General features: G+C 66.4%; 21 protein-coding genes and 1 pseudogene. 10 read left to right on the top strand and 12 right to left on the bottom strand.

Annotated features, from left to right (window positions below):
• Positions 1–15: 15 nt before the first annotated feature.
• From ACZ5YA_RS05940 to ACZ5YA_RS05920, 5 genes are all read right to left on the bottom strand, one after another.
• On the bottom strand, positions 16–2313 hold the full coding sequence (locus tag ACZ5YA_RS05940; protein WP_054454071.1) for a RelA/SpoT family protein: 2298 nt from the start codon (positions 2311–2313) through the stop codon (positions 16–18).
• A 21-nt stretch (positions 2314–2334) separates the two neighbouring features.
• A complete protein-coding gene (gene rpoZ / locus ACZ5YA_RS05935; RefSeq protein WP_006219679.1) occupies positions 2335–2538 on the bottom strand; it encodes a DNA-directed RNA polymerase subunit omega in 204 nt (67 codons plus the stop codon).
• A gap of 44 nt (positions 2539–2582) precedes the next feature.
• The gene (gmk, locus tag ACZ5YA_RS05930; protein WP_251879972.1) at positions 2583–3215 is read right to left on the bottom strand and encodes a guanylate kinase; all 633 of its coding nucleotides are present in this window, start codon (positions 3213–3215) and stop codon (positions 2583–2585) included.
• 102 nt (positions 3216–3317) lie between these two features.
• On the bottom strand, positions 3318–4235 hold the full coding sequence (locus ACZ5YA_RS05925) for a c-type cytochrome (RefSeq protein WP_464092191.1): 918 nt from the start codon (positions 4233–4235) through the stop codon (positions 3318–3320).
• Positions 4232–4936: a c-type cytochrome gene (locus tag ACZ5YA_RS05920; RefSeq protein WP_059375787.1), complete on the bottom strand. Its 705-nt coding sequence runs from the start codon at positions 4934–4936 to the stop codon at positions 4232–4234. Before ACZ5YA_RS05920 ends, ACZ5YA_RS05925 begins: the two co-directional genes overlap by 4 nt.
• 333 nt (positions 4937–5269) lie before the next feature.
• On the opposite strand from ACZ5YA_RS05920, the gene ACZ5YA_RS05915 reads away from it, so the two are divergent.
• Complete coding sequence (locus ACZ5YA_RS05915) at positions 5270–6040, top strand: SDR family oxidoreductase (RefSeq protein WP_059375790.1); 771 nt, start codon at positions 5270–5272, stop codon at positions 6038–6040.
• A gap of 102 nt (positions 6041–6142) precedes the next feature.
• On the opposite strand, the gene ACZ5YA_RS05910 is transcribed toward ACZ5YA_RS05915, so the two are convergent.
• Entirely contained in the window at positions 6143–6742 is a 600-nt protein-coding gene (locus ACZ5YA_RS05910; RefSeq protein ID WP_464092190.1) for a C40 family peptidase, read from the bottom strand.
• Positions 6743–7051: 309 nt separating this feature from the next.
• Between ACZ5YA_RS05910 and ACZ5YA_RS05905 the strand changes: the two genes are divergently transcribed.
• Together ACZ5YA_RS05905 and ACZ5YA_RS05900 are read left to right on the top strand one after the other, a co-directional pair.
• Positions 7052–8551 (top strand): AMP nucleosidase, encoded by a 1500-nt coding sequence (locus tag ACZ5YA_RS05905; protein ID WP_370127645.1) that lies wholly within the window; start codon positions 7052–7054, stop codon positions 8549–8551.
• Positions 8552–8733: 182 nt separating this feature from the next.
• The gene (locus ACZ5YA_RS05900) at positions 8734–10248 is read left to right on the top strand and encodes an amino acid permease (RefSeq protein ID WP_464092837.1); all 1515 of its coding nucleotides are present in this window, start codon (positions 8734–8736) and stop codon (positions 10246–10248) included.
• Positions 10249–10326: 78 nt separating this feature from the next.
• Here the strand turns inward: ACZ5YA_RS05900 and ACZ5YA_RS05895 are convergent, their stop codons facing one another.
• Both ACZ5YA_RS05895 and ACZ5YA_RS05890 read right to left on the bottom strand, forming a co-directional pair.
• Positions 10327–10689 (bottom strand): addiction module antidote protein, encoded by a 363-nt coding sequence (locus ACZ5YA_RS05895; protein ID WP_347881406.1) that lies wholly within the window; start codon positions 10687–10689, stop codon positions 10327–10329.
• Between the two features lie 24 nt (positions 10690–10713).
• Positions 10714–11646 carry a YicC/YloC family endoribonuclease gene (locus ACZ5YA_RS05890; RefSeq protein ID WP_059376168.1) on the bottom strand — a complete coding sequence of 311 codons (933 nt, stop codon included), beginning with the start codon at positions 11644–11646 and terminating at the stop codon, positions 10714–10716.
• Positions 11647–11826: 180 nt separating this feature from the next.
• On the opposite strand from ACZ5YA_RS05890, the gene rph reads away from it, so the two are divergent.
• Positions 11827–12561, top strand: coding sequence for a ribonuclease PH (gene rph / locus ACZ5YA_RS05885; RefSeq protein ID WP_054454085.1), 735 nt, complete (start codon positions 11827–11829; stop codon positions 12559–12561).
• 65 nt (positions 12562–12626) lie between these two features.
• On the opposite strand, the gene ACZ5YA_RS05880 is transcribed toward rph, so the two are convergent.
• Positions 12627–14003, bottom strand: a complete 1377-nt coding sequence (locus tag ACZ5YA_RS05880; RefSeq protein WP_280016144.1) for an MmgE/PrpD family protein — start codon at positions 14001–14003, stop codon at positions 12627–12629.
• 16 nt (positions 14004–14019) lie between these two features.
• The gene (locus ACZ5YA_RS05875) at positions 14020–15180 is read right to left on the bottom strand and encodes an acyl-CoA dehydrogenase family protein (protein WP_059375802.1); all 1161 of its coding nucleotides are present in this window, start codon (positions 15178–15180) and stop codon (positions 14020–14022) included.
• Positions 15181–15350: 170 nt separating this feature from the next.
• Here ACZ5YA_RS05875 and ACZ5YA_RS05870 point away from each other — a divergent pair.
• Positions 15351–16778 (top strand): annotated as a pseudogene (locus ACZ5YA_RS05870) (methyl-accepting chemotaxis protein); the annotation flags it as partial.
• A gap of 198 nt (positions 16779–16976) precedes the next feature.
• Here ACZ5YA_RS05870 and ACZ5YA_RS05865 read toward each other — a convergent pair.
• Positions 16977–18752 carry an EAL domain-containing protein gene (locus ACZ5YA_RS05865; protein ID WP_464092189.1) on the bottom strand — a complete coding sequence of 592 codons (1776 nt, stop codon included), beginning with the start codon at positions 18750–18752 and terminating at the stop codon, positions 16977–16979.
• A 284-nt stretch (positions 18753–19036) separates the two neighbouring features.
• Between ACZ5YA_RS05865 and rdgB the strand changes: the two genes are divergently transcribed.
• The 5 genes from rdgB (at position 19037) to ntrC (ending at position 25256) form a co-directional block, all read left to right on the top strand.
• Entirely contained in the window at positions 19037–19660 is a 624-nt protein-coding gene (gene rdgB / locus ACZ5YA_RS05860; RefSeq protein WP_059375803.1) for an RdgB/HAM1 family non-canonical purine NTP pyrophosphatase, read from the top strand.
• Positions 19661–19697: 37 nt separating this feature from the next.
• Positions 19698–20918 carry a radical SAM family heme chaperone HemW gene (gene hemW, locus ACZ5YA_RS05855; RefSeq protein ID WP_464092188.1) on the top strand — a complete coding sequence of 407 codons (1221 nt, stop codon included), beginning with the start codon at positions 19698–19700 and terminating at the stop codon, positions 20916–20918.
• Between the two features lie 184 nt (positions 20919–21102).
• Positions 21103–22515, top strand: coding sequence for a type I glutamate--ammonia ligase (glnA, locus tag ACZ5YA_RS05850; protein WP_059375815.1), 1413 nt, complete (start codon positions 21103–21105; stop codon positions 22513–22515).
• Positions 22516–22698: 183 nt separating this feature from the next.
• A complete protein-coding gene (gene glnL / locus ACZ5YA_RS05845; protein WP_059375818.1) occupies positions 22699–23763 on the top strand; it encodes a nitrogen regulation protein NR(II) in 1065 nt (354 codons plus the stop codon).
• Entirely contained in the window at positions 23763–25256 is a 1494-nt protein-coding gene (gene ntrC, locus ACZ5YA_RS05840) for a nitrogen regulation protein NR(I) (RefSeq protein ID WP_280016146.1), read from the top strand. Before glnL ends, ntrC begins: the two co-directional genes overlap by 1 nt.
• Positions 25257–25274: 18 nt before the next feature.
• Here the strand turns inward: ntrC and ACZ5YA_RS05835 are convergent, their stop codons facing one another.
• Positions 25275–26189 (bottom strand): LysR family transcriptional regulator, encoded by a 915-nt coding sequence (locus ACZ5YA_RS05835; RefSeq protein ID WP_419343447.1) that lies wholly within the window; start codon positions 26187–26189, stop codon positions 25275–25277.
• Between the last annotated feature and the right edge of the window lie 108 nt (positions 26190–26297).

Raw genomic sequence — 26297 nt, 5'->3', positions numbered from 1 at the left:
GCACTGAAGAACGGCTCAACCCTTCACGCGCACGATCTTCTGCACTTGCGGCACGTGGCGGATGGCGCGGATGACTTGCGCCAGGTGCTTGCGGCTGTCGACCTGGATCGTCAGATGCAGCGACACCGTAGCGACCGCGTCGTCGTGCATGGTGACGTGCACGATGTTGGCGTCGGCCGCCGTGACCTCCGCCGCCAGCCGCCCCAATACCCCGCGCTCGTTTCGCGTGACGATGTCCAGGCGCGTGGCCAGGTGCTTGGCGGTGTTGTTGGGATCCCAGGCGACGTTGATCCAGCGTTCCGGCTCGCGCAGGCGCTGGCGCATGGCCACCGGGCAATCGGCGGTATGCACCACCAGCCCGTGTCCCATGCGCATGCCGGCGATGATGGGGTCGCCTGGCAGCGGACCGCAGCAAGGCGCCAATTGCACCGCCTGGCCTTCATTGCCCTGGATCAGGATGGGGGCGCTGCGCGCCGAGGTCAGCTCGTCCACCGCCGCGGCCGTGGTCGCGACCAGCTGGTGTTCGGGCGCGAAGCGGCGCGCCACCACGGCGGCCAGGCGCTTGCCCAGGCCGATGTCGGCCAGGATTTCCTCGCGCGAGCTGGCGCCGGTGCTGCGCGCCAGCTTCTGCCAGGCCGGGTCGTCGGTGGCGGGCAGGGGCATGTGCAGCTCCTGCAGCGCCTGTCCCAGCAGGCGTTCGCCAAAGGCCACGGACTCTTCGTACTTGACGGTGCGCAGGTAGTGGCGGATTTCAGAGCGGGCGCGGCCGGTGCGTACGTAGTTCAGCCACTGTGCGTTCGGACGGGAAGCGGGGGAGGTGACGATTTCCACCGTGTCGCCGCTGTTGAGTTCGGTGCGCAACGGCACGAATTCGCCGTTGACCTTGGCGGCCACCGCCTGGTTGCCGATATCGGTGTGGATCGCGTAGGCGAAGTCCACCGGCGTGGCGCCGCGGGGCAGCGAGATGATCTTGCCGCGCGGCGTGAATACATAGACCGCGTCGGGGAACAGATCGACCTTGACGTGCTCCAGGAATTCGCCGGAATCGCCGGTCTGGCTCTGGATGTCCAGCAGCGACTGCAGCCACTGGTGGGTGCGCTTCTGCAGGTCGTTGAGGGTGAGGTCGGCGCCCTTGTAGAGCCAGTGCGAGGCCACGCCTTCTTCCGCCACATGATGCATGTCGCGGGTGCGGAACTGGAACTCCACCGGCGTGCCGTAGGGGCCGACCAGGGTCGTGTGCAGGGACTGGTAGCCGTTCACCTTGGGGATGGCGATGTAGTCCTTGAACTTGCCGGGTACGGGCCGGTAGAGCTGGTGCAGCGTGCCCAGTGCCAGGTAGCACTCGGGCAGGGTGTGCACGATGACGCGAAAACCGTAGATGTCCAGGACGTCGGAGAACGACTTCTTCTGGTCGACCATCTTGCGGTAGATGCCGTAGAGCGTCTTCTCGCGGCCGGTGACCTCGGCCTCGATGCCTGCGGCGGGCAGCGAGGCCCGCACCGAATCGGCGATCTTGGTGATGACCTCGCGGCGGTTGCCGCGCGCGGCCAGCACCGCCTTGTACAGCACCTGGTAGCGGTTCGGGTACATGGCCGCGAAGCACAGGTCCTGCAATTCGCGGAACAGCAGGTTCAGGCCCAGGCGATGGGCGATCGGCGCGTAGATGTCCAGGGTTTCGCGCGCGATGCGGCGGCGCTTTTCCGGATTGACCGCGTCCAGCGTGCGCATGTTGTGCAGGCGGTCGGCCAGCTTGATGAGGATGACGCGCACGTCGCGCGCCATCGCCAGCAGCATCTTGCGGAAACTCTCGGCCTGCTGTTCGGCCTTGGTGGCGAAGTCCAGGCGGTCGAGCTTGGACAGGCCGTCGACCAGTTCGGCGACTTCAGGGCCGAATTTCTCGGCCAATTCGTGCTTGGCGATGCCCTGGTCTTCCATCACGTCGTGCAGCAGGGCGGCTGACAACGCGTTGACGTCGAGCTTCCAGCCTGCGCAGATTTCCGTGACGGCGATGGGGTGAGAGATGTAGGGCGAACCGCTGGCGCGGAACTGGCCCAGATGCGCCTGGTCCGCGAAGCGATAGGCCTCGCGCACGCGCTCTACGTCTTTCTTGTCGAGATAGCTGCCGATGATTTCGGTCAGCGGCGCCAGCGAAGCGACCGGCGAGGCGGTCGCGTCCGCCGCTTCTTGCGCGGCGACGGACGGTGGCGTGGGGGGAGTCTTGTCTTTCTTGCCCGTGCGGCGCCCGAGACGGGAGCCGGCACGCAGTGCGGCAAGCAGACCTGATGAAGCGTACTTCAGCCCGGGAAAAGCCATGCTTGCCGCCCCCGGAAACGATCAGGTGGGTACTTTACGCAGCATTTCCACGCCGGTGAGGCCGCCCGCGATTTCGCGCAGGGCAGTGACCGTGGGCTTGTCTTTGCTGTCCAGGCGCGGGGCATGGCCTTGCGCCAACTCGCGGGCGCGGTACGTTGCGGCCAGCGTGAGCTTGAAACGATTGGGGATTTGATTCAGACAGTCTTCGACGGTAATGCGAGCCATTAGGACACCTGGTGCTGATGGAGGATGGGGAGAATGCGTTCGGCTCAGTGCTCGGCCGGGATGCCCAGCTGCGAGAACAACTGGCTATGGCGGGCGGCCTGAGACGAAAAGCGCAGCCGGGCGGCGCTGACTATTTGAGTCAATTCCGACAAGGCCACGCTAAATTCTTGATTAATAATAACATATTCGCATTCAGGCGCGTGGGCGATTTCGCCGCCCGCCGCCATCAGGCGACGCGCGATCACCTGGGGTTCGTCCTGGCCGCGCGCCTTGAGCCGGCTTTCGAGTTCGTCAATGGACGGCGGCAGCACGAACACGCCGATCGCGCCGGGGAAGCGCTGCTTCACCTGGCGCGCGCCTTGCCAGTCGATCTCCAGCAGCACGTCGCGGCCGGCGCGGGTGGCTTCGTCGATGCGGTCTCGCGGCGTGCCGTAGAAATTGCCGTGCACTTCCGCCCATTCCAGCAGGTTGTTGCCTTCGCGCAGGAGCTTGAACTCGTCCGTGGACACGAAGCGGTACTCGCGGCCGTCTTCCTCGCCGGGGCGGGGCGCGCGGGTGGTGCAGGAGATGGAGAGCAGGATGGAGGGGTCTTGCTGAAGCAAGGCCTTGACCAGGCTGGACTTGCCGGCGCCGCTGGGCGCGACGACCATGAAGACGTTTCCGGGATTGGCGGACATGAATGTGGCGGGCGTGTGATGCTAAGACACGAAGAATAACAAATCACGCGGCCGGGCAGGGGGGAACCCGCAAGCCGGCCACGTGATTTGCGCCTTCCGGACTTAGCCGCCAGCCTTGGCGGCGGCCTGGGTCAGCATGCCGCCGGCTGGCGGCGAGTCGCTGCCCAGCAGATGGCCGTTGACCTCGATACCGTATAGCGAATCGTCGGAGTCGTGGTACTTGGCCCGGGTCGCGGCCACAGACTCTGTGTAGCGCGGATCCTGCGGACGTTCGTGCGCGTTCATGAAGTAGGCCACGTCCCAGGCTTCCTGGTCGCTCAGCATGCCGGCCTGTCCGAGCGGCATGTTGGCCTTGATGAAGCCGGCGGCATTGCCGATCTGGTGCATGCCTGCGCCCCAGTTGAAGGAGTCCGCGCCCCACAGGGCGGGGAACACCCAGTGCTTGCCGTTCTTCTGGCCCTGGCCTTCGGCCCCGTGACAGACCGCGCAATACTGCGCGTAGACCTCGCTGCCGCGCAGGTAGTCCGCCTTCTTGGCGGGCGCGGGCAGCTTGCGATAGCCCTGGCCTTCCAGCACCACGCCGGTCGGCGCCTTGCTGGCCAGCCAGAACATGTAGGTCTGCAGCGCGGTCAGGGTGGGATCGTCCGCGGCGGGCGCCTTGCCGTTCATGCTGAAGCGGAAGCACCCTTGCAGGCGTTCGGCCAGGGTGTTGACGTGGCCGTTCTTGGCGCGATAGGCGGGGTAGAGCACGTAGGCCGCCCACATCGGCGCGGAGTCCGGCCGGCGGCCGGCGTCCAGGTGGCAACTGACGCAGTTCAGGTTGTTGCCGACGAACTTGGCGGCCTTTTGGGGCGTGTGCAGGAAGATCTGCTCGCCTTCGCGTACGGCTTTGCCGAAATCGTTGTCGGGAATGGACGCGGCCGGCGGCGGCGTGAAGGACGGGCGGGGTTCGGCCGCAAACGCGGCGGCGGATGCGAACAGACAGGCGGCGGACAGCAGGCGCAGGCTGATGGGGGTCATTGCTGGGCTCCCGCGGCGGTGTTGGCTTGCGCGGCAAGCTGGTCGGCGGCCTTGGGCAGGCCTGCGTAATAGGCGGACACGGCGTCGATCTCGGCGCTGGAGAGGCGCGTGGCCACGGCCGGCATCAGGCCCAGCGGACCCGGCGGGCGCTGGCCTTGCTGCCAGGCGCGCAGTTGGCCGGCGATGTAGGCGGCGGGCTGGCCCGCCAAGGCGGGGAAATTCGCGCCTACGCCGATGCCGCCCGGCCCGTGGCACTGGTTGCAGGCCGGCACGTTCTTGTCCCAGGCGCCGCGCGTAGCCAGCCAGGCGCCGGTATCGGCCGGATTGGCCGGATGCATGGCGGTCGCGGCCAGTTTGTCGATGTCCTGCGCGGAGGGCAGGGAGGCGTAGTACTGCGCGACGGCCTTGCGCTGTGCCGGGTCCAGCGCCTTGGCGGTGGCGGCCATGACCGGGCTGACGCGCGAGCCGTTGGCCATGGCTTCGAGCTGTTCTTCGAGGTAGGCGCTGCCCATGCCGGCGAGTTGCGGGAAGCCGGCGGCCGGGTTGCCTTCGCCACGGGCGCCGTGGCAGGTGATACAGGCGGGCGCGCCGTTGGCGCCCTGGGTGCTGATCTGCTTGCCGTCGGGCGCGCTTTGCGCACCGGCCGAGGCGGCGTGCAGCGCGCTCAGGATCAGTGCGGCGGATAGGGACCGTGGGGTCATAGAACCTGCTCCGTGGGTGTTATTGGATTTCTGGTAATAAGCTAATTGCCAGGAATTATATAAAGACTTGTGACGGATCAACACGGAATTGTCGACCCTATGGCATGCGTTGCGCGGTTTTTTTCTGCGAGAAAAAGCGGCGCGGGCGCGGATCCGCCGGTCGCGATCGCTTCAGGAAAAACGCGTCTTCCGGCGCGTTCGGCAGTTCGGCCATGCCGGGTAATTTTTGCTTGCGTGTGACGCGTTCGAATGTGTCACGGCTGGAACCTTCGCTTGCAGCATGGCCAGAATGATTGGGGTAGCATTCCGCCGATCGATAACAAGGAGAATCCGATGCAAGCGAACGAGATCGAACACCCGCGCGTGGCGCTGGTCACCGGCGCCGGTACCGGCATAGGCCGCGCGGTGGCGCTGGAATTCCTGGCGCAAGGTTATCGGGTCGTGCTGGCCGGCCGCCGCCGCGAACCGCTGGAAGCCACCCGCACCGCGGCCGGCGAGGACGGCGTGAGGGCGCTGGTGGTGCCCACGGATGTATCCGACGAGCAGGCCGTGCGTGAACTCTTCGACAGCGCGCAGCGTGAGTATGGCCGGCTGGATGTGCTGTTCAACAATGCCGGCCGCGGCGCGCCGGCGATGCCGATCGAAGAATTGCCCGTGTCGGTCTGGCGTGACGTGGTCGACACCAATCTGACCGGCATGTTCCTGTGCGCGCAAGCCGCCATCCGCGTGATGAAGGCGCAGAATCCGCGCGGCGGACGCATCATCAACAACGGTTCGATCTCGGCGCATGCGCCGCGCCCGTTCTCCATTGCCTACACTGCCACCAAGCACGCGGTGACAGGGCTGACCAAGTCGATTTCGCTGGACTGCCGGCCCTACAACATTGCTTGCGGCCAGATCGATATCGGCAATGCCGCCACCGACATGACCGAGCGCATGGCCGCAGGCATCCTGCAGGCCGACGGCAGCACCAAGGTGGAGCCGCGCATGGACGTGGCGCACGTGGCGCAGGCGGTGGCCGCCATGGCGCGCCTGCCGCTGGAGGCCAACGTGCAGTTCATGACCATCATGGCGACCAATATGCCCTTCGTGGGCCGGGGCTGAAACGCGGCAAGCCTGCGGCGGCGCGTCCTGGATGGACTGGCCGCGGCAGGCTGTGGTGCCACCCCCCGGGGCGCGCCGGCAGCGCCGCCCCGATCATTTCCGTCAGCGGGCGGAAGCCTGGGCCAGCATCTGGCCCGGTTGCATATCCAGATAGCGCCGGGCGCCGACGTAGCGCTTGTTCCAGTACGAATTCTTCATTTCATCCACACGCACCTTGGTGCCGCGGCGCGGAGCGTGGACAAACTTGTTCTGGCCGATGTAGATGCCGACGTGCGAGGTCACGCCGCGGCCGCGCGTGGCGAAGAACACCAGGTCGCCGGGGCGCAGCTCCTGCTTGTTGGCGATGGATTCGCCGGCGGTGCGTTGCGCGCGCGCGGTGCGGGGCAGCTCCAGGCCGGCGATTTCGCGGAAGACGTGCAGCACAAGTCCGCTGCAATCGAATCCGTCGGCATCGTCGCCGCCCCAGCTGTAGGGGGTGCCGATGGCATCCAGGCCGGCTTGCACGACGCGGTCGCGCAGGGTGGGGACGGTGGGTTCCTGCGCCAGGCGCAGGCCGGTGAGCGAGGGGCGGGCCTGCTCGGAGCGGATGGACGCCTGGGCGGCGTCGGGAATCCAGGAGAGAGTCAGGGCGATGATGGGCGCTGACAGGAATACGGGAATGCGGAGTTGGGCAATTCGGGCTTTTCGCGCGGGCGGCGTCATTACGTCACTTCAAGAATCGGAGTGGGCGGCATGGCTTTGCCTGGACAGGCAAGCCGGCGGAAAGGGGCAACACCGGGACGTAAAACCCCGGACTGCCATGTGATTGTAATGGAATAATGTTTCATTACATTTGTAGTGCAATGCAGCATTCTTGTCGGCGGAAGTTACGGCGCGCGCAGCTTCCCGGGCCGTCGAATATGACACTTCATCTTGCGCGGGCTCGGGCATAATCGTCGCAATCGGCCCTGCGGCCCGGCAAGCCGGCAGCGGCCGCGGTTACAGATAAGATGAGAAGCGGAGTAAAGCTCGATGATGAACGCAGTGCACCCTTTGTCTTCCATGAGCCGGCCGGAAGCCTTGCCTTTCGAGCCGTTCCAGGATGCGGTGGCGGCAGTGGAGCGCCTGATCGAAATCTATGCGCGCAATACCGCATTCCTGCGCGCCGCCTTCCGTGAAGTGCTGAAAGGCTCGACCAACGGCCGCGAGCGCGCCCGCGCCTACTACCCGGCCATCCGCATCGTGGTGGAAACCTATGACCCGATCGATACCCGGCTGTCCTACGGCCACGTCGCCGAGCCGGGCATTTACCAGACCACCATCACCCAGCCCGCGCTGTTTCGCGACTACCTGATAGAGCAGGTCAGCCAGCTGCTGCAGAACCACCGCGTGGCGGTCGAGGTCGGCGAGTCCGATTCGCCCATTCCGCTGCATTTCGCCTTCCCGGAGGGCGCCTACGTCGAGGGCGAGCACCTGGAGGCGCTCAAGCGCCCCTTGCGCGACCTGTTCGACGTGCCCGACCTGGCGGTGACGGACGACGCCATCGTCAACGGTTCCTGGCGCGGCAAGGAGGGCGAACCCAAGCCGCTGGCGCCGTTCACGGCCCAGCGCGTGGACTATTCGCTGCACCGGCTGCAGCACTACACCTCGACCGCGCCGGCGCATTTCCAGAATTTCGTGCTGTTCACCAACTACCAGTTCTACGTCGACGAGTTCTGCGCCCGCGCCCGCGCGCTCATGGCCAGCGGCAACGAAGACTACGAAATGCTGGTGGAGCCAGGCAACCGCATTACGCGCCGCGGCGAAAGCGGCCCGGGCGACGAGGACCAGGCGGTCCGCCTGCCGCAGATGCCGGCCTATCACCTGGTGCGCGGCGACCATTCCGGCATCACGCTGGTGAACATCGGCGTCGGACCGTCCAACGCCAAGACCATTACCGACCACATCGCCGTGCTGCGCCCGCACGCCTGGCTGATGCTGGGCCACTGCGCCGGCCTGCGCGATTCGCAGCGCCTGGGCGACTACGTGCTGGCGCACGGCTATGTGCGCGAGGACCACGTGCTGGACGCCGACCTGCCGACCTGGGTGCCGGTTCCGGCGCTGGCCGAGGTGCAGGTGGCGCTGGAGCAGGCGGTCGAAGAGGTGGCGGGGCTGTCGGGTTGGGACCTCAAGCGCATCATGCGCACGGGCACGGTGGCCACCATCGACAACCGCAACTGGGAACTGCGCGATCATCTGGAATTGGTGGAGCGCTTTGCGCAGTCCCGCGCGATCGCGCTGGACATGGAGTCCGCCACCATCGCGGCCAACGGCTTCCGTTTCCGCGTGCCATACGGCACCTTGCTATGCGTGTCGGACAAGCCGCTGCACGGTGAGCTGAAGCTGCCCGGCATGGCCAGCGCCTTCTACCGCCGCCAGGTAAATCAGCATCTGGAAATCGGCATCCGCGCCCTGGAGCGGTTGCGCGACATGCCGCCGGAACGCCTGCATTCGCGCAAGCTGCGCACCTTCATGGAAACAGCGTTTCAATAGGTTCGTCGATCCGTCCCCGAGGCCGCCCGATTTCACCGGATGGGGCCTCTTGCGCTATTCTCGCCGGTTGCTTGGAAATTCCCAGGCACCTGGCGCTGCGCGCGGGTGCCTTCATGACCTGAAGGAAATGCATTTTGGCACCATCGGAACACGATGAACGTCGCTCGGGCGGCACGCGCGAGGTGAAGGCGAACCCGCCTTCGGAACTGCGTCGCACGCTGTCCGCGCGCCACCTGACCATGATTGCGGTGGGTGGGTCCATCGGCACCGGCCTGTTCGTGGCTTCCGGCGCGACCATTGCAAAGGCCGGCCCCGGCGGGGCGCTGCTGGGTTACGTGCTCATCGGCATCATGGTCTATTTCCTGATGACCAGCCTGGGCGAACTGGCCGCCGCCATGCCGGTTTCAGGCTCCTTTTCCACCTACGGCGCGCGTTACGTCGAGGACGGCTTCGGCTTCGCCCTGGGCTGGAACTATTGGTACAACTGGGCCGTGACCGTGGCGGTGGACCTGGTGGCGGCGCAGCTGGTCATGGCCTATTGGTTTCCCGACGTGCCAGGCTTCTATTGGAGCGCCTTGTTCCTGGCGATCACCTTCGGCCTGAACGCCATGTCGGCGCGCGGCTTCGGCGAGGCGGAGTTCTGGTTCGCGCTGATCAAGGTGATCGCGGTGCTGGCTTTCGTGGCCATGGGCGTGATGATGCTGCTGGGCATCATCCGCGGCGGAGAAACCGGCGGCCTGGCCAACTGGGCGGTGGGCGATGCGCCGTTCTCGGGCGGCTTCGCCGCGCTGATCGGCGTGGCCATGGTGGTGGGCTTTTCGTTCCAGGGTACCGAGCTGATCGGTATCGCCGCTGGCGAATCCAAGGACCCGGCGCGCAACCTGCCGCGCGCGGTGCGCCAGGTGTTCTGGCGCATCCTGCTGTTCTACGTGGCGGCCATCCTGGTCATCGGCCTTTTGATTCCCTATACCGATCCGCACCTGCTGCGCAACGAGGTCGAGGACATCAGCGTCAGTCCCTTCGCCCTGATCTTCGAGCGTGCCGGTCTTCTGGGGGCGGCTTCGGTCATGAACGCGGTGGTGCTGACGTCGGTATTGTCCGCGGGCAACTCCGGCATGTACGCGGCCACGCGCATGCTTTACAGCCTGGCCCGCGAAGGCAAGGCGCCGCGCATCTTCGGCCGCATTTCGCGCAGCGGCGTGCCGCTGTGGGCGCTGCTGGCGACCACGGTGGTGGCGGCGCTGTGCTTCTTTACCTTTATTTTCAGCCCCAATGCCGTCTACATCTGGCTGCTGAACACTTCCGGAATGACCGGCTTCATCGCCTGGCTGGGCATCGCCATCAGCCACTACCGCTTTCGCCGCGGCTACGTGAAGCAGGGCCACAACCTGGCCGATCTGCCCTATGTGTCGCCGTTCTTTCCGTTCGGGCCGATCTTCGCTTTCGTGCTGTGCCTGATCATCACCCTGGGGCAGAACTACCAGGCGTTCCTGCAGGACAAGATCGATTGGGGCGGCGTGGTCGCCACCTACATCGGGATTCCGCTGTTCCTGCTGATCTGGGCCGGCTACCGGCTGGCGCGCGGCTCGCGCTTCGTGAACTACCGCGACATGCATTTCCCGGATGCGCGGGCGCGTAGTGCTTATCTGGATTCAGCGTTGCGGGGGGAGCCCGCGGCGGGCGAGGCGAGGGGATAGGCGCGCGGGTGATGGGCAGGCCGTCGTGGCGCTGCCCCGTTGCTGGCCGCGCTCAAAGACGCGGCCTGCGCAAGTCTCTCAAGCGTGTTCAATCTCCGCATGCAGTTTGAGTCCCAAGGCGCGGATCACTTTCATGATGGTGCTGAACTCCGGGTTTCCTTTGGCCGATAGGGCCTGATACAGCCCTTCACGGGACAGACCCGTCTCGCGGGCAAGCTGGCTCATGCCGCGTGCCCGGGCGATGTCGCCCAGAGCCGCACGGATCAGACTGCCGTCACCTGGGTCTTCCGCGAGGCAAGCTTCAAAGTACAGCACGGCAGATGTGGACGGTTGTCCGGCCTCTCTCAATTCGAAAACCAGGCGAAAAGCAGCCCTTACGCACTGGATCATCCATCCAGCAGGTAAGGGCTGCTTTTTCTTGCGCCAGGATCCGGCGCCCACTCAGAGGCGCCGCCGCGTATTCCGCTATTCGATGTTCTGCGCCTGTTCCCGCATCTGCTCGATCAGCAGCTTCAGGTCCATGGCGGCGCGGGTGACTTCCATGCTGCCGGCCTTGGAGCCCAGGGTGTTGGCTTCGCGGTTCATTTCCTGGAACAGGAAGTCCAGGCGCTTGCCCGCGCTGCCTGCATTCTTCTTGCCAGAGGCGGGTTTGCCGCCGCCGTCGCCCAGCAGGTGGCGCAGTTCTTCCAGGTGCGAGCGCAGGCGCGACAGTTCTTCGGCCACGTCGATGCGCAGCGCGAACAGGTTGGCTTCCTGGGACAGGCGTTCCGACAGTTCCGCGCCGGAAATGTGGGTGAAGCCGCCGGGGAAGGCGGATTCCACGCTTTCGCGCAGCTTGGAAGCGAGCTTGTCGCGGTGGTCGGCCAGCAGCTGGGGCAGGTGCGCCTGCACCAGTTCGACGATGCGCGCCACGCCGTCGGCGCATTCGCGCATCATGCCGGCCAGGCGTTCGCCTTCGCGTTCGCGGCCTTCCTGCAGCTGGGTCAGAGCCTGCTGGGCGGCCTGCATGCAGGCGGCGCCCCAGACTTGCGGGTCGAGCGCGTCGTTGGCGCGCTGGCCGGGCCAGTTGAACAGTTCCACCAGGCGCGGGGCGGCGATGTCGGGGAGGATGCGGCGCGCGGCTTGCAGCTGTTCGGCCAGGCTTTCGAGCCAGGCCGGTTCCAGCTTGGACAGGTCGGTGTTGGCGTTGCGCGTGTAGGAGACGCGGATTTCGACCTTGCCGCGCGCCAAGTTGGCGGTCAGCAGTTCGCGCAGCGGCGTTTCCACGTGGCGCAGTTCGTCGGGCAGGCGGAAGTAGAGGTCGAGGAAGCGGCTATTGACGCTGCGGAATTCGAGCGCAAGCGTGCCTTGCTCGAGATCTGCGCGGGCGTTGCCGAAAGCGGTCATGCTGCGAATCATGATGTGCGTGTCCTGGTAATGCTTTTTATTGGGAACCGGCGGGCCTGCGCGCCAGCCGGTTTTCGGCGCGGGCCATTCCATTTGTACCGGTTATATCGCGGCAGGATACTCCAAGCGGCGTTTTCCTGCGGCGCCACCCCGTACAATGCGGCGGATCTAAGCCACGTCTGGAGTCTGCCTGTGACCACTACCCCCGCCATCGCCCGTCCCTCGGGCCGCGCCGTCGACGAATTGCGGCCGTTCAGCCTGGAGCGCGGGTTCACGCGCTACGCCGAAGGTTCGGTGCTGGTGAAGGCCGGCAACACCCATGTGCTGTGCACGGCCAGCGTACTTGAGAAAGTACCGCCTTTTCTGAAGGGCAAGGGGGAAGGCTGGGTAACGGCTGAATACGGCATGTTGCCGCGCGCCACCCACACGCGCGGCGACCGCGAGGCCGCGCGCGGCAAGCAGAGCGGCCGCACGCAGGAAATCCAGCGCCTGATCGGCCGCAGCCTGCGGGCCGTGTTCGACATGAAGGCGCTGGGCGAGCGCACGCTGCACCTGGATTGCGACGTGCTGCAGGCCGACGGCGGCACGCGCTGCGCCAGCATTACGGGCGCCTGGGTGGCGGCGGCCGACGCCGTCGCGTTGCTGATGCAGCGCGGCGACCTGGCCGCGAACCCGATCCGCGATGCGGTCGCGGCGGTGTCCGTCGGCCTGGTGCAGGGCCGCGCGGTGCTGGACCTGGATTACGAGGAAGACTCGGCCTGCGACGCCGACGTGAACGTGATCATGACCGGCAGCGGCGCATTCGTGGAAGTGCAGGGTACGGGCGAGGGCGCCACCTTCACCCGCGCGGAACTGGACACGATGCTGGTGTTGGCCGAAAGCGGCATCGCCGGCCTGGTGCGGGCGCAGCGCGCGGCGCTGGCCTGATCGGCGCCAAACAAAACGGGTTGGACGCGCACTCCGCGGCCAACCCGCAGCCCCGCCTGCTGGCATTATTTCGGCGCCAGCAGCGTCTCCATTTTTTCCGCCTTTTCCAGATTCCAGATCGCCGCGATCAGCCCGCGCAGTTCTTGCTCCGTGGCGGCGTCCGCGTAGCGGCCCAGGCTTAGCGTCTTGTCCTCGATTTCCGCCCGGCTCAGGGTGTTGCCCGGATCGCCCTTGGGTTCGTCCACGCGGCCATGCAGCTTGCGGCCGTCGCGCGTGTAGACCGTGACCTTGCCGATCCAGCGCTGCGGGTAGGCGCCATCGACCTCGGGATCCAGCTCCATTTCGACCTTGCCGCGGAACGTGGCCACGCCCGGATCGTCCAGGCCGGCGTCGAACTCGGCCAGGCCGGCGCGGCCTTGGCGGGCGATCAGGGCCAGCACGGTGCCCATCGAGAACTTGGACTGGTGCACCGTCTGCGGATTGACTACCGGGCCCAGCACGTCGATGGCGCCTTGGTGCACGTGGGCCACGACGCGCTCGATGTCGGCCTCGGTCAGATTGTTGTCGCGCAGCGCCTGCTGCAGCGCGTCGGCCGCCGGGTGGGTGTGGCGGCAGGACGCGTGGAACTTGAACGAGGTCTCGGCCAGCGCCCAGCGCTCGCCCAGGCGGTCGCACAAGCGGCTGGGATCGGCGTCGGTGGACATGCCGGCCGCCATGCCCTGCGGGCCTTCCAGGATGTGGCGCGCGCCGGTGAAACCTTCGCGCGCCAGATACGCGGCGGTGATGCCGTCGGCCGCGGCCTTGGCGGTGTGCAATTGCTTGGAGTCGGCGGCGTCGCGCAGGAACTCCCAGAGGCCCGCGGCCTGCGTGCCGGCCGAGCCCAGCGCGTGCAGCATTTCCTCGGGCGACAGGTTCAGCAGGCGGCCGGTGGTGACGGCGGCGGCCAGCGTGCCGGCGGTGCCAGTGGTGTGGAAGATCTTGTAGTGCGAACGGCCCAGGAATTCACCGACGCGTATGCCCACTTCGTAGCCCGCAACGGAGGCGACCAGCAGGTCGCGCCCCGAGCGGCCCAGCGCCTGGGCCACCGCCAGCGCCGGCGGGAAAACCACGGCGGCGGGGTGGAACACGGAACCGTTATGCACGTCGTCCTGCTCGACCACGTGGGCGGCCGCCGCGTTGACCATGGCGGCGAACAGCGGCGTGGTGCGGCGGCGCGTGATCAGGACTTCGCTGGGGCCGTCGGCCGGACCCATGGCGGCGGCATAGCGGTCGATGGCCTGCACCGCGCGGGCCGAAGCGCCCGCCAGAATGGAGGCCAGGCAGTCCAGCAGCAGATCCTCGGCGCGGCGCAGCACCGGGGCTGGAATGTCTTCATAGCGCAGATTGGCGGCAAAGGCCGCGAGTTCGGCGCTCAGGTGCGGGGTGTCTTTGGCAGCGGTCATGGATGTCGGGATCCGGTCAGAAGGAGCGGGGCAGGCCCAGGATGTGTTCGGCCACGTAGGACAGGATCAGGTTGGTCGAGATCGGCGCGACCTGATACAGGCGGGTTTCGCGGAACTTGCGCTCTACATCGTATTCCGTGGCGAAGCCGAAGCCGCCGTGGAATTGCAGGCAGGCATTGGCGGCTTCCCAGGATGCGTCGGCGGCCAGCAGCTTGGCCATGTTGGCCTGGGCGCCGCAGGGCTCGTGGGCGTCGAACAGGCGGCAGGCCTCGTAGCGCATCAGGCTGGCGGCTTCGACGTTGATGTGGGCGCGGGCGATGGGGAACTGCACGCCCTGGTTCTGGCCGATGGGGCGGCCGAACACCATGCGCTCCTTGGCGTAGGCGGTGACCTTGTCCACGAACCAGTAGCCGTCGCCGATGCATTCGGCGGCGATCAGGGTGCGTTCGGCGTTCAGGCCGTCCAGGATGTACTTGAAGCCCTTGCCTTCCTCGCCGATCAGGTTCTCTTCGGGGATTTCCAGATTGTCGAAGAACAGCTCGTTGGTCTCGTGGTTGACCATGTTGGGGATCGGGCGGATCGACATGCCATGCTTCACCGCGTGATGCAGGTCCACCAGGAAGATGGACATGCCTTCGGACTTGCGCGTGACCTGGTCCAGCGGCGTGGTGCGCGCCAGCAGGATCATCAGGTCCGAGTGCTGCACGCGCGAGATCCAGACCTTCTGGCCGTTGATGACGTAGCGGTCGCCGCGCTTGACCGCGGTGGTCTTGATCTTGGTGGTGTCGGTGCCGGTGGTGGGTTCGGTCACGCCCATGGACTGCAGGCGCAGTTCGCCGGCGGCGATGCGCGGCAGGTACTCGCGCTTCTGGGCCTCGGAGCCGTGGCGCAGCAGCGTGCCCATGTTGTACATCTGGCCGTGGCAGGCGCCGGAGTTGCCGCCGCTGCGGTTGATTTCTTCCATGATGACCGACGCTTCGGTCAGGCCCAGGCCGGAGCCGCCGTATTCCTGCGGAATCAGCGCGGCCAGCCAGCCCGCCTCGGTCAGTGCGCGGACGAAGGCTTCGGGATAGCCGCGTTCTTCATCGACCTTGCGGAAATATTCGGAGGGGAACTGGGCGCAGAGGTCGCGCACGGCTTCGCGGATGTCCTGATAGGCGTGGGAGGCGTTGGGCATGATGCTGTTTTCTATATGGGTGATGGATCGGTACAGCGTTGAATGTGCCGTAAGCGGCCGCCCCTGCCAATTCACAATTGCTTAATACGGGGTTCGGTTTCATGACGGGAGTTTGTCATCCCCGTGCCCGGGTTGTGTCAAGAAATTGCCAAACTGGGTGTCCATAATCCATGCGAACGCCGCCGCTGGCGGCAGGTTTTGTATGGACGGATATGCGGAAAAACATCAGGGTCACGACGGCGTTGTCGGCCATTCTTGCGTTGTTCGTAGTGCTGTTCGCGCTGGCGGCAGCGGCGGGAATCTCGGTGCTGCGGGAAAACCGGACGGATATCGAAGCGCTGGGCCGGGGCAGCATCGAACGGGCCGGCGATCTGGCCGACATGACCAGCCGGCTGTTCCAGGCGCGGGCCGCGCTCACGGATGCCAAGACGGCGATGGAAGGCGGGCTGGAAGAGGCGCGCAACGAGTCGCTGGCGCACGCCGAGGCGCTCTTCAAGCAGGCCGCGGACAGCCTGGGACGCTTGCGCGCCAATCCCGACATCAGCGCCGAGGGCGCGCCGTTGTTCGATGCGGTGCTGGCGGCCTACGCCGCCTTCGCGGACAAGACGCTGGCGCCCATGCATGCGGCGATCAAGGGCTGGAACGGCATCGAGGTGAACCGCCTGGTGGACAAGGTGCTGCCCGCCAGCGGCGCCGCCTACGTCAAGCAGGCTGACGCCTACCAGACCTACGCCCGCGATCAGGGCCAGGCGGCGGTGGCCAGCGCCAGCCTCACGCTGCAGCGGGTAATCGGCGTGGCGGCCGGGGTGCTGGCGCTGGTGCTGTTGCTGGCAGTGCTGATCCGGCTGGCGTTCCGCCGCAGCATCCTGCGGCCGCTGAACGAAGCCGGCGCGCATTTCGACCGCATCGCCGACGGCGATCTCACGGGCGCGATCGCCATGCGCGGCGACAACGAGATCGGCGTCCTGTACAGCGCCATGCGGCGCATGCAGAAGGGCCTGTCGGCGGCCGTGGCTTCGGTGCGCCACGGCGTCGAGGAAATCCATACCGGTTCGGGCGAGATCGCCGCGGGCGGGGCGGATATGTCGGACCGCACCGCGCGCCAGGCCGGCTCGCTGCAGGAAGCCTCGGCCAACATGATGCAGTTGGCGCATACGGTGCAACTGACCGCCGGCAACGCCGACCTGGCCAGCCGCCAGGCGCTGGGCGCGACCCAACTGGCGCAACGTGGCGGCGCGGCGGTGGAAGAGGTGGTGCAGAGCATGCAAGGCATCGCCGAGAGCGCCCGCCGCATCGGCGAGATCGTGGGCGTGGTCGACAGCATCGCTTTCCAGACCAACATCCTGGCGCTCAATGCCGCGGTTGAAGCGGCGCGCGCGGGAGAGCAGGGCAAGGGCTTTGCCGTGGTGGCGGGCGAGGTGCGTTCGCTCGCCCAGCGCAGCGCGCAGGCCGCCAAGGAAATCAAGGGGCTGATCGAGGATTCCGCGGCGCGCGTGCAAGCCGGCGTGCGTCAGGTCAGCCTGGCCGGCGACACCATGCGCGACATGGTGCAATCGGTGGGCCGGGTCACGCAGATCGTGGCCGAGATCTCCAGCGCGACGGCCGAGCAGGCGGCGGGCATTGCCTCGGTGAACCATGCGGTGGCGGATATCGAACGCTCGACGCAGGAGAACGCCGCCATGGTGGAGCAGACCGCGGCCGCGGCCGCGGCGCTGGAAGCCCAGGCGCAAGGTTTGCGGCGGGCGGTGGCGGTGTTCCAGATCGCCCCGCCGGCCGACGGCGCGGCCGGACAGGATTCAGCTGTCCAGCTGCGGCAGGATGCCGCCGGTGTAGCGCTCGGCCACCAGCGACAGGTTCCCGTGCTTGACCTTGTGCTTGACGTGAGCCGCGGCCGACGCGATGTCCTCAGGGCGGATGCGCTCGCATAACGATGGTGTGACGGTGAGGGCGCCCACGCCCAGCGTCACGAAGGGAAAGAAGCGTGGCACGCCGTAGCGGTCCTCGGCTTCGATCCCGCCGTTGCGGCGGCCTGCTTCGTCGTACAGGTCCATGGCGCGGTCGTTGAACTCCGCGATGATGCGCTGGGCGCGCGCCATCCAGTCGGGGCTGCGCAGCAGCACCACGAAGTCGTCGCCGCCCACATGGCCGACGAAGTCGCGCTGCGGATCGCAGTGGCGCTTGATGACTTCGGCGGTCAGCATGATCATGTCGTCGCCGCGCCAATAGCCGTAGACGTCGTTGAAGGGCTTGAAATTGTTCAGGTCGCCATAGCAGATGGTGAAATCGTCGGCGTCTTCAAGAAGGGTGGCGATGTGCCGGCTGATAGGGATGTTGCCGGGCAGGGACGTCAGCGGATTGGCGTAGCGTGCCGCCTCGATGCGCATTTCGGTGACCGACCGCACCAGCGTTTCGCCGGTGGCCAGGCCGTCGTAGCGGCCCTCGCGGGTAATGATCAGGCCGTCCATCAAGTAGCGCTGGTCTTCGGAGATCAGCACGTGGCTCAACTGGTCGATGGACACGTCCAGATCGACCAGCACCGGTTCGGCGTTCATGAAGGTGGAGCAGGCGTCGCGTCCAAACAACTCGCGGGTATAGCGCTGTGCGTAATGTTCCGAAAAGTCGCGCCGGTTGATGATGCCGACGGGACGGTTGTCGTCGTCGATCACCGCCACAGCGTGCATTTCCTTGTGTTCGATGAAGAGCCGGTGCACGTCGTCATTGGTGTGTCCGGTCAGCCGCACCGCCGGCGCTTCGACGCGCAGGCTGGCCGCCGTGCCGCCGACGCCGCGCGCCGGCGCCGTGGCGGGCGGGCGCAGGCGCAGCGAATCGCGCAGCGGCGGCGCCAGCTCGGTCAGCAGCATTTCTTCCGGCCGGCCCAGCAGCCAGCCTTGCGCGTAGCGGATGTCCAGCTCGCGCACCACGGCCAGGTCCTCGGCTGTCTCGATGCCTTCGGCGACGATGGTGGTGCCCAGATGCTGCGCCACCTTCAGGATGGCGCGCACCATGTTCTGCTTGCGTTCATCCTGGCCGATGCCGGCGAAGAAATAGCGGTCGATCTTGACCAGGTCCGGCTGCATCTCGGCCCAGAGCTGCAGATTGGAGTTGCCCACCCCATAGTCGTCCAGCGCGACACGCATGCCATGCGCCCGCAGGCAGGCAAATGCGCTGGACAGCTCGCCCATGTGTTCGGACAGCGGATCCTGCTCGGTGAGTTCGACGATGATGCTGGAAGGCGCGAGCGAGCAATTCTTGAGCAGGCGCTCGGGCATTTCCTCGCCCCAGAGAGTCCAGTAGTGCAGCAGCGCCGAACCGGACAGGTTCAGGAACAGCATTCCGGCGGCGTCGTGCTGATGAAAGCCCTGCGCGCCCGCGCGGAAGCTGGCCAACTCCAACTGCGGATGCAGGCCCTGGCGGCGGGCCTCGGCGAATAAGGCGTCGGGAAAGTGCAGGGCGGTGTCGACCGGGCCGCGGATCAGGCTTTCATGGCCGTAGATGCGGCTGTGCGAAAGATCGACCACGGGTTGGAAGCGCGGGCGCAGCAGCCGTTCCCGCAGGATGCCAGCCAGGCTCACGTGCGCTGACGCGCTGTCCAGGGGGGCTGAGGGCGCGCGGGCCGCTACCGGCCGGGGCAAAGCGTGAATGGGGTCCATCGCCGGTGCGTTCAGATACTATCAGTGACAAGTTTGATCATGTTGACAACAAAATATGTCCGCGTTGTTTCGCCGATGGCAGGCGCGCCATATTCAATTAGGGTCAGTATCACTGTCAACCCCGGCGCAAGGTATATCCATTCGACTGGCACGGGCATGACGCCCGCAGGCGGCGCAGGGGGCCCGCGCCCTATACAATTTGCTCCATGACTGCTCCCAAGATTCCCGATTCCCTGCGCCGCGTGGTGCTGGCCTCCAACAACCCCGGCAAGTTGCGCGAGTTTTCCGCGCTGTTCGCGCCCCTGGGCATGGAACTCGTGCCCCAAGGCGAACTGGGCGTACCCGAAGCCGAAGAACCGCACGTGACGTTCGTCGAGAACGCGCTGGCCAAGGCGCGCCATGCCAGCCGCCTGACCGGGCTGCCGGCCCTGGCCGACGATTCCGGCCTGTGCGTGGCGGCGCTGGATGGCGCGCCTGGGGTGTATTCGGCGCGCTACGCCAAGATGCTCGGCGGCGAAAAATCCGATCAGGCCAATAACGAACTGCTGGTGCGCAATCTGGCCGGCGTGGCCGACCGCAGCGCCTGGTACGTGGCGGTGCTGGCGCTGGTGCGTTCCGAGAACGATCCGCGGCCCCTGATAGGCGAAGGCCTGTGGCACGGCGAGATCATCGACCAGCCCGAAGGCGCCAACGGCTTTGGCTACGATCCGCATTTCTACCTGCCCGACCAGGCCTTGACCGCCGCAGCGCTGGATCCCGAGGAAAAGAACCGGCTGAGCCATCGCGCCCGCGCGCTGCGCGAACTGTTGAGCAAGCTGAACCAGGCTTGACGAGGGCGCCGCGCGGCGCCCGGTTCAGGAATTACGCATGTCCATCATCATTCCCATCCGCAACGACATGGGCGCGCAGCCGTCGCGCCTGAAACTGCCGGCCGGCGCCACGCTGACCAGCCTGCCGCCGCTGTCCGTCTACGTGCACGTGCCCTGGTGCGTGCGCAAATGCCCTTATTGCGACTTCAATTCCCATGCGGCGCCGGGCGAGATCCCGGAGCGCGCCTATCTGGATGCCCTGCGCAGCGACCTCGAGCAGGCGCTGCCTTCGATCTGGGGGCGGCAGGTGGTATCGGTCTTCATAGGCGGGGGCACGCCCAGCCTGCTGTCGTCTGAAGGTCTGGACGAACTGCTGGCGATGCTGCGCGCCTGTCTGAACTTGTGGCCTGACGCCGAGATCACCATGGAAGCCAATCCCGGCACGGCCGAGGCCGGGCGTTTCCGCGACTATGCCGCCAGCGGCGTGACGCGGTTCTCGCTGGGGATCCAGAGCTTTGACGATACGCAGCTGAAGAAGCTGGGCCGCATCCATGACAGCGCGCAGGCGAGGGCGGCGATCGAGATGGCGCAGCGGGCGGTTTCGCGCGTCAACCTGGACATGATGTTCGCCTTGCCCGGCCAGACGCTGGACGCCTGTGTGGCCGATCTGCGGCAGGCCGTGGCCTTCGGCACCGAGCACCTGTCGCTTTATCACCTGACGATGGAACCCAACACCGTCTTCGCCAAGTTCCCGCCCGAGGATCTGCCCGACGACGACACCAGCGCCGCCATGCAGGACGCGGTGGAAGCCGAGCTGGCCGCGGCCGGCCTGGCGCGCTACGAGGTCTCGGCCTATGCCAAGCCCGGCGCGCGCTGCCGCCACAACCTGAATTACTGGGAGTTTGGCGATTACCTCGGCTTGGGTCCCGGCGCGCACGGCAAGCTGTCGTTCCATGACCGCATCCTGCGCGAAGCGCGGCTGCGCGGCCCCGACTCCTGGATGCAGGCCGCCATGGCTCGGGATGGCAGCCACATCGCCGAAAGCCGCCAGGTCGGCCCGGACGAATTGCCGTTCGAGTTCATGCTGAACGCGCTGCGATTGAAGGACGGCGTCGCCGCCACTGCCTTCAATGAGCGCACCGGCCTGTCGCTGGCCGCCATTGCGCACCAATTGGAGGCGGCCTCCAAGCGCGGGCTGTTGGATGCCGATCCGACCCGTCTGCGGGCGACTCCACTGGGCTGGAGATTCCTCAACGACCTGCAGGAAATGTTCCTGTAGTGTTGTTGCACCATAGTGGGGCATTCATGCCCCACTATTTGCACCATGATGGTGCTACATTTTCCCATGATCGAGCCAACTTCCCCGGGGAATCCCGGAGAGGAAACCTGGCACGCTTATTGCTTCCCTCTTTTATGCCAGTCGACGGGCAAAGCCCTCGACCTTTTTATCTAATGGAGATGACATGGCAAGCCCGAAAGATGTCCTGAAACAGATCGCCGACAACGAAGTCAAATTCGTGGATTTCCGCTTTACCGATACGATTGGCCGTGAGCATCACATTTCGGTGCCGATCAGCCAGATCGACGAAGACAAGCTGGAAAGCGGGCAGGCCTTCGACGGTTCGTCGATCCCGGGCTGGAAGGGCATCGAAGCCTCCGACATGCTGCTCATCCCCGATCTGTCCACCGGCAACCTGGATCCGTTCCGCGAGGAGCCGACCCTGATCCTGTCGTGCGACGTGGTCGAACCGTCCGACCTGAAGGGCTATGACCGCGACCCGCGTTCGCTGGCCAAGCGCGCCGAAGCCTATCTGAAGTCCTCCGGCCTGGGCGACACCGCCTACTTCGGTCCGGAACCCGAATTCTTCGTCTTCGACGGCGTGACCTGGAACAGCGACATGTCCGGCACCTTCGTCAAGATCAAGTCCGAAGAAGCGCCCTGGTCCTCGGGCCTGGAGTTCGAAGGCGGCAACACCGGCCACCGTCCCACCGTCAAGGGCGGCTACTTCCCCGTGCCCCCGGTCGACTCCTTCCAGGACATGCGTTCGGAAATGTGCCTGCTGATGGAACAGATGGGCGTGCCGGTCGAAGTGCACCACCATGAAGTGGCTGGCGCCGGCCAGCTGGAAATCGGCACCAAGTTCAGCACGCTGGTGCAGCGCGCCGACTGGACGCAGATTGTCAAGTACGTGATTCACAACGTGGCTCACGCCTACGGCAAGACCGCCACGTTCATGCCCAAGCCCATCGTCGGCGACAACGGCTCCGGCATGCACGTCCACCAGTCCATCTGGAAGGACGGCCAGAACCTGTTCGCGGGCAACGGCTACGCCGGCCTGTCGGAATTCGCGCTGTACTACATCGGCGGCATCATCAAGCACGCCCGCGCGCTGAACGCCATCACCAACCCCGGCACCAACTCGTACAAGCGCCTGGTTCCGCACTACGAAGCGCCGGTGAAGCTGGCCTACTCGGCCCGCAACCGTTCGGCCTCGATCCGTATTCCGTACGTCGGCAACCCGAAGGGCCGCCGCGTCGAAGCGCGTTTCCCGGACCCCCTGGCCAACCCGTACCTGGCTTTCTCGGCCCTGATGATGGCCGGCCTGGACGGCGTGCAGAACAAGATTCACCCCGGCGATCCCGCCGACAAGAACCTGTACGACCTGCCGCCGGAAGAAGACGCGAAGATCCCGACCGTCTGCGCCTCGCTGGAACAGGCCCTGGAAGCCCTGGACAACGACCGCGAGTTCCTGACCCGCGGCGGCGTGTTCAGCAACGACATGCTCAGCGCCTACATCGACCTGAAGATGGCCGATGTGAACCGTCTGCGCATGACGCCGCACCCGGTCGAGTTCGACATGTACTACAGCCTCTGATGTCCTGAGGCAGTAGCTGGAGGTGGCGCGATGATGCAGGCAGAAACCAGGGCCCGCAGCACGCGCACCGCCAGATCGCGGTTCGACGTGCTGTCCGCCAGGCGCTGCGCCTGGCGGGTAGGGCGCCGGCTTCCGGCGCGGCCGTCGCGTTCCGCCGTCCCCTCACATTCGGGTATGTAGAAAATGAATGTAGAAGCTCTCGATTTGCTAGCCACGTCCGTTTTCCTGGTCAACGAACGCGGTCATATCGAATACGCCAATGCGGCCGCCGAAGATCTGTTTGGCCGCTCGCGCAAGCAACTAAGCGGCCATTCCGCCGCCACGCTGTTCGACAGTCCGGAAAACATCCAATCCTCCATCGATCGCGCCGCCGCCGGGCGCTATGCTGACGTCAGGCAACTGGCCTCGCTGCGCCGCGCCGCCGAATCCGTGGAAGTGTCCGTGACGACCGTCGGACTGACGGGCCAGCGCTGGCCCGTGCTGATAGAAACCCGCGAGATCGAGCAGCGCGTGCTGGCCGACCGCAACCACCGGCTGGTTGACGAGATCGAAGCCCACCGCGAGCTCCTGCGCAATCTGGCGCATGAAGTCAAGAATCCCCTGGGCGGCCTGCGCGGCGCCGCGCAATTGCTCGAAGCCGAACTGCCAAGCGCGGCCCTGGCCGAGTACACCCAGGTCATCATTTCCGAAGCCGACCGCCTGCAGGCGCTGGTGGACCGCCTGAGCGGCCCGCAACGTGTGCCGCTGAACGCGCGGCCGGTGAACATCCATGAGATCTGCGAACGCGTCTGCGCGCTGATCCAGGCCGAATTCCGCAATGACGTCACGCTGCTGCGCGACTACGACGCCTCGGTGCCGGACCTGAAGGGCGACGCCGCCCGCTTGATGCAGGCCGTGCTGAACGTGGCGCGCAACGCCGCGCAGGAACTGGTCGCCAGGCCGCCCGGGCCGCAGACCGAACCTGGCGTCGTCACGCTGCGCACGCGCGTGGCGCGGCAGGTGATGCTGGCCCACCGCCAGCACCGTCTGGCGCTGGTGCTGTCCATCATCGACAACGGTCCCGGCGTGCCGGACCAGATCCGTGACCGCATCTTCCATCCGCTGGTCACGGCCCGCGCCGGAGGCACCGGCCTGGGCTTGAGCCTGGCGCAGGATTTCGTGCAGCAGCACGGCGGCATCATCGAATTTGAATCCCGGCCCGGCCGCACCGAGTTCCGCCTGGTCCTACCGATGGAGCCCGCACACTGATGAAACCCGTATGGATCGTCGATGATGACCAGGCCATCCGCTGGGTCCTGGAAAAAGCCCTGGCGCGCGCCGGGGTGCCCACCCGCAGTTTTTCGCAATCGGCCGACGTGCTGGAAGCGCTGTCGCGCGAAGCGCCCGCCGCGCTGGTGTCCGACATCCGCATGCCTGGCGGCAACGGCCTGGAGCTGCTGCGCCAGCTGAAGGAACGCAATCCTGGCCTGCCGGTCATCGTCATGACCGCGTTTGCCGACCTGGACAGCACCGTGTCCGCGTTCCAGGGCGGCGCTTTCGACTACCTGGCCAAGCCGTTCGACGTGAACGAGGCGGTGGCGCTGATCCAGCGCGCCATGCAGGAGTCCGCCGAGCCTGAAAACCCCGAAGGGCAAGGCGAGTCGGCGCAGAACAACGAGCGCTGGATGATGACGCAGTCCTCGTCCACCGCCATGCAGGAAGTGTTCCGCGCGATCGGCCGGCTGGCGCAGTCCAAGGTCACCGTGCTGATCACCGGCGAGTCCGGCACTGGCAAGGAACTGGTGGCGCGCGCCTTGCACGGCCATGGCGTGCGCGCCGGCGGTCCCTTCGTGGCACTGAACGCGGCGGCCATTCCGCGCGACCTGCTGGAGGCCGAGCTGTTCGGCCACGAACGCGGTGCGTTCACGGGCGCCAATAATTTGCGCCGCGGCCGCTTCGAGGAAGCGCATGGCGGCACGTTGTTCCTGGACGAAATCGGCGACATGCCGATCGAGTTGCAGACACGCCTGTTGCGCGTGCTGGCCGAGGGCAGCTTCTACCGCGTCGGCGGCGCGCAGCCGGTGCGTGTCGATGTGCGCATCGTCGCCGCCACCCACCAGCCGCTGGAACAGCGCGTGGAGCAGGGCCTGTTCCGCGAGGATTTGTTCCACCGCCTGAACGTGATACGGCTGCGCCTGCCGCCCTTGCGCGAACGGGTGGAGGACATACCGGCGCTGGCCGGCCACTTCCTCACCGCCAGCGCCCGCGCGCTGGGGGTGCCGGTCAAGCGCCTGACGCCGGAAGCGCTAGCCGTGCTGTCCAAGTTCGACTTCCCGGGCAATGTGCGCCAGCTGGAGAACTTCTGCCACTGGCTGACGGTGATGGCGCCTGGCCAGACCGTGGAGCCGGCGGACCTGCCGCCGGAAATCCGCGCCATGGAACACCAGCAGCACCCGAGTCCCGCCTTGTCGCGTCCGGCCGTATCCATGGCCGGCGTGGGCACGGTGGTTCCGACCGCGGCGCCCGTGGAGGCCGGTTCGCAGCGCAACTGGCAGGATTCGCTGCTGCGCGATGCGCAGTACCGGCTGGAACGCGGCGAGCCCGCGGTCATGGCCACGCTGACGCGCCAGTTCGAGAAGATCCTGCTGCAAAGCGCGCTGGACGCCAGCCGCGGCCGGCGCGTGGAAGCCGCCAGCCGCCTGGGCATAGGCCGTAACACCATCACGCGCAAGCTGCGCGAACTGGGCATCGAAGACGAATAGGGCGCGCGGCCGCGCGCCTTATCCTATCCCCAAGAGGCTCTCGCACAGGCGCGGCGACTTCAGTTTCTGCAGCCACCATTTCAAGGCTTCGCCCGGCGGCTCCGAGCGCCAGGCGTAGGTCAGGTGTTCCGTCAGGGACATGCCTTCGTCTGTCTCGCACACCACCAGCAGGCCCTGCGCCAGATACGGCGCGGCCAGGGTCAGCGGCAGGTAGCCGCAGCCCAGGCCGCGCACCTGGGCGTCTATCTTGGCCTGCATGGTGGGCATGACCAGGGTGGGTTGCTCGGCCAGGATGCCGCGCGTCTGCGGCGCCAGGTTGCGCGACGTGTCCGCCACCACCACCGCGCAATAACGCGTGATGTCGGCGCGGCTCAAGGGCTGCGGCAGTGACGCCAGCGGATGGTGCGCGGCCACGCAGAAGCCGAATTGGGATTGGCCCATGGCTTGCGAGCGATAGGGGCCGGTGGGCTCGCCCGCCGCGCCCGCGCCGATGACCAGGTCGGCCCGTCCTGAGGTCAGGGCGTCCCAGTTGCCGCTCAACACCTCGCTGGAAAAGCGCAGCGTGGTGGCGCTGCCCAGCGCCTGGAACTCTTCGATCAGGTCGTACAGCGGCCGCCACGGCAGCACCGCGCTGACGGCGATGCGCAACTCCACCTCCCAGCCTGTGGCAATGCGCTTGACGCGGCAGGCCAGGTCGTCCAGCGATTGCAGCACGTGGCGGCCTTCCTTCAGCAGCGTTTCGCCCGCCGGCGTCAGCAGCGCGCGGTGCCCGGAGCGGTCGAACAGCAGCACGTCCAGGCCATCTTCCAGCTTGCGGATGGAATAGGTGACGGCCGAAGGCACCTTGCCCAGTTCGCGGGCGGCCTTGGCAAAGCTGCCGTGGCGCGCGATGGCGTCCACCAGGATCAGCAGTTCGGGGGTGATGGCTTGCATGGTCGCTTCCGGCACAGGTATTCAAAAAATTTGAATGGTTCCGTCAAAATATAGCGCCAAACAGGCCGGTCCGCACGCGCACAATATCACTCATGCCGGTGGTGCAGC

Source organism: Achromobacter sp. JCM 18799, assembly GCF_055395645.1.
Note: the sequence above shows the minus strand (reverse complement) of the source record. Positions and strands in the feature narration are given on the sequence as shown.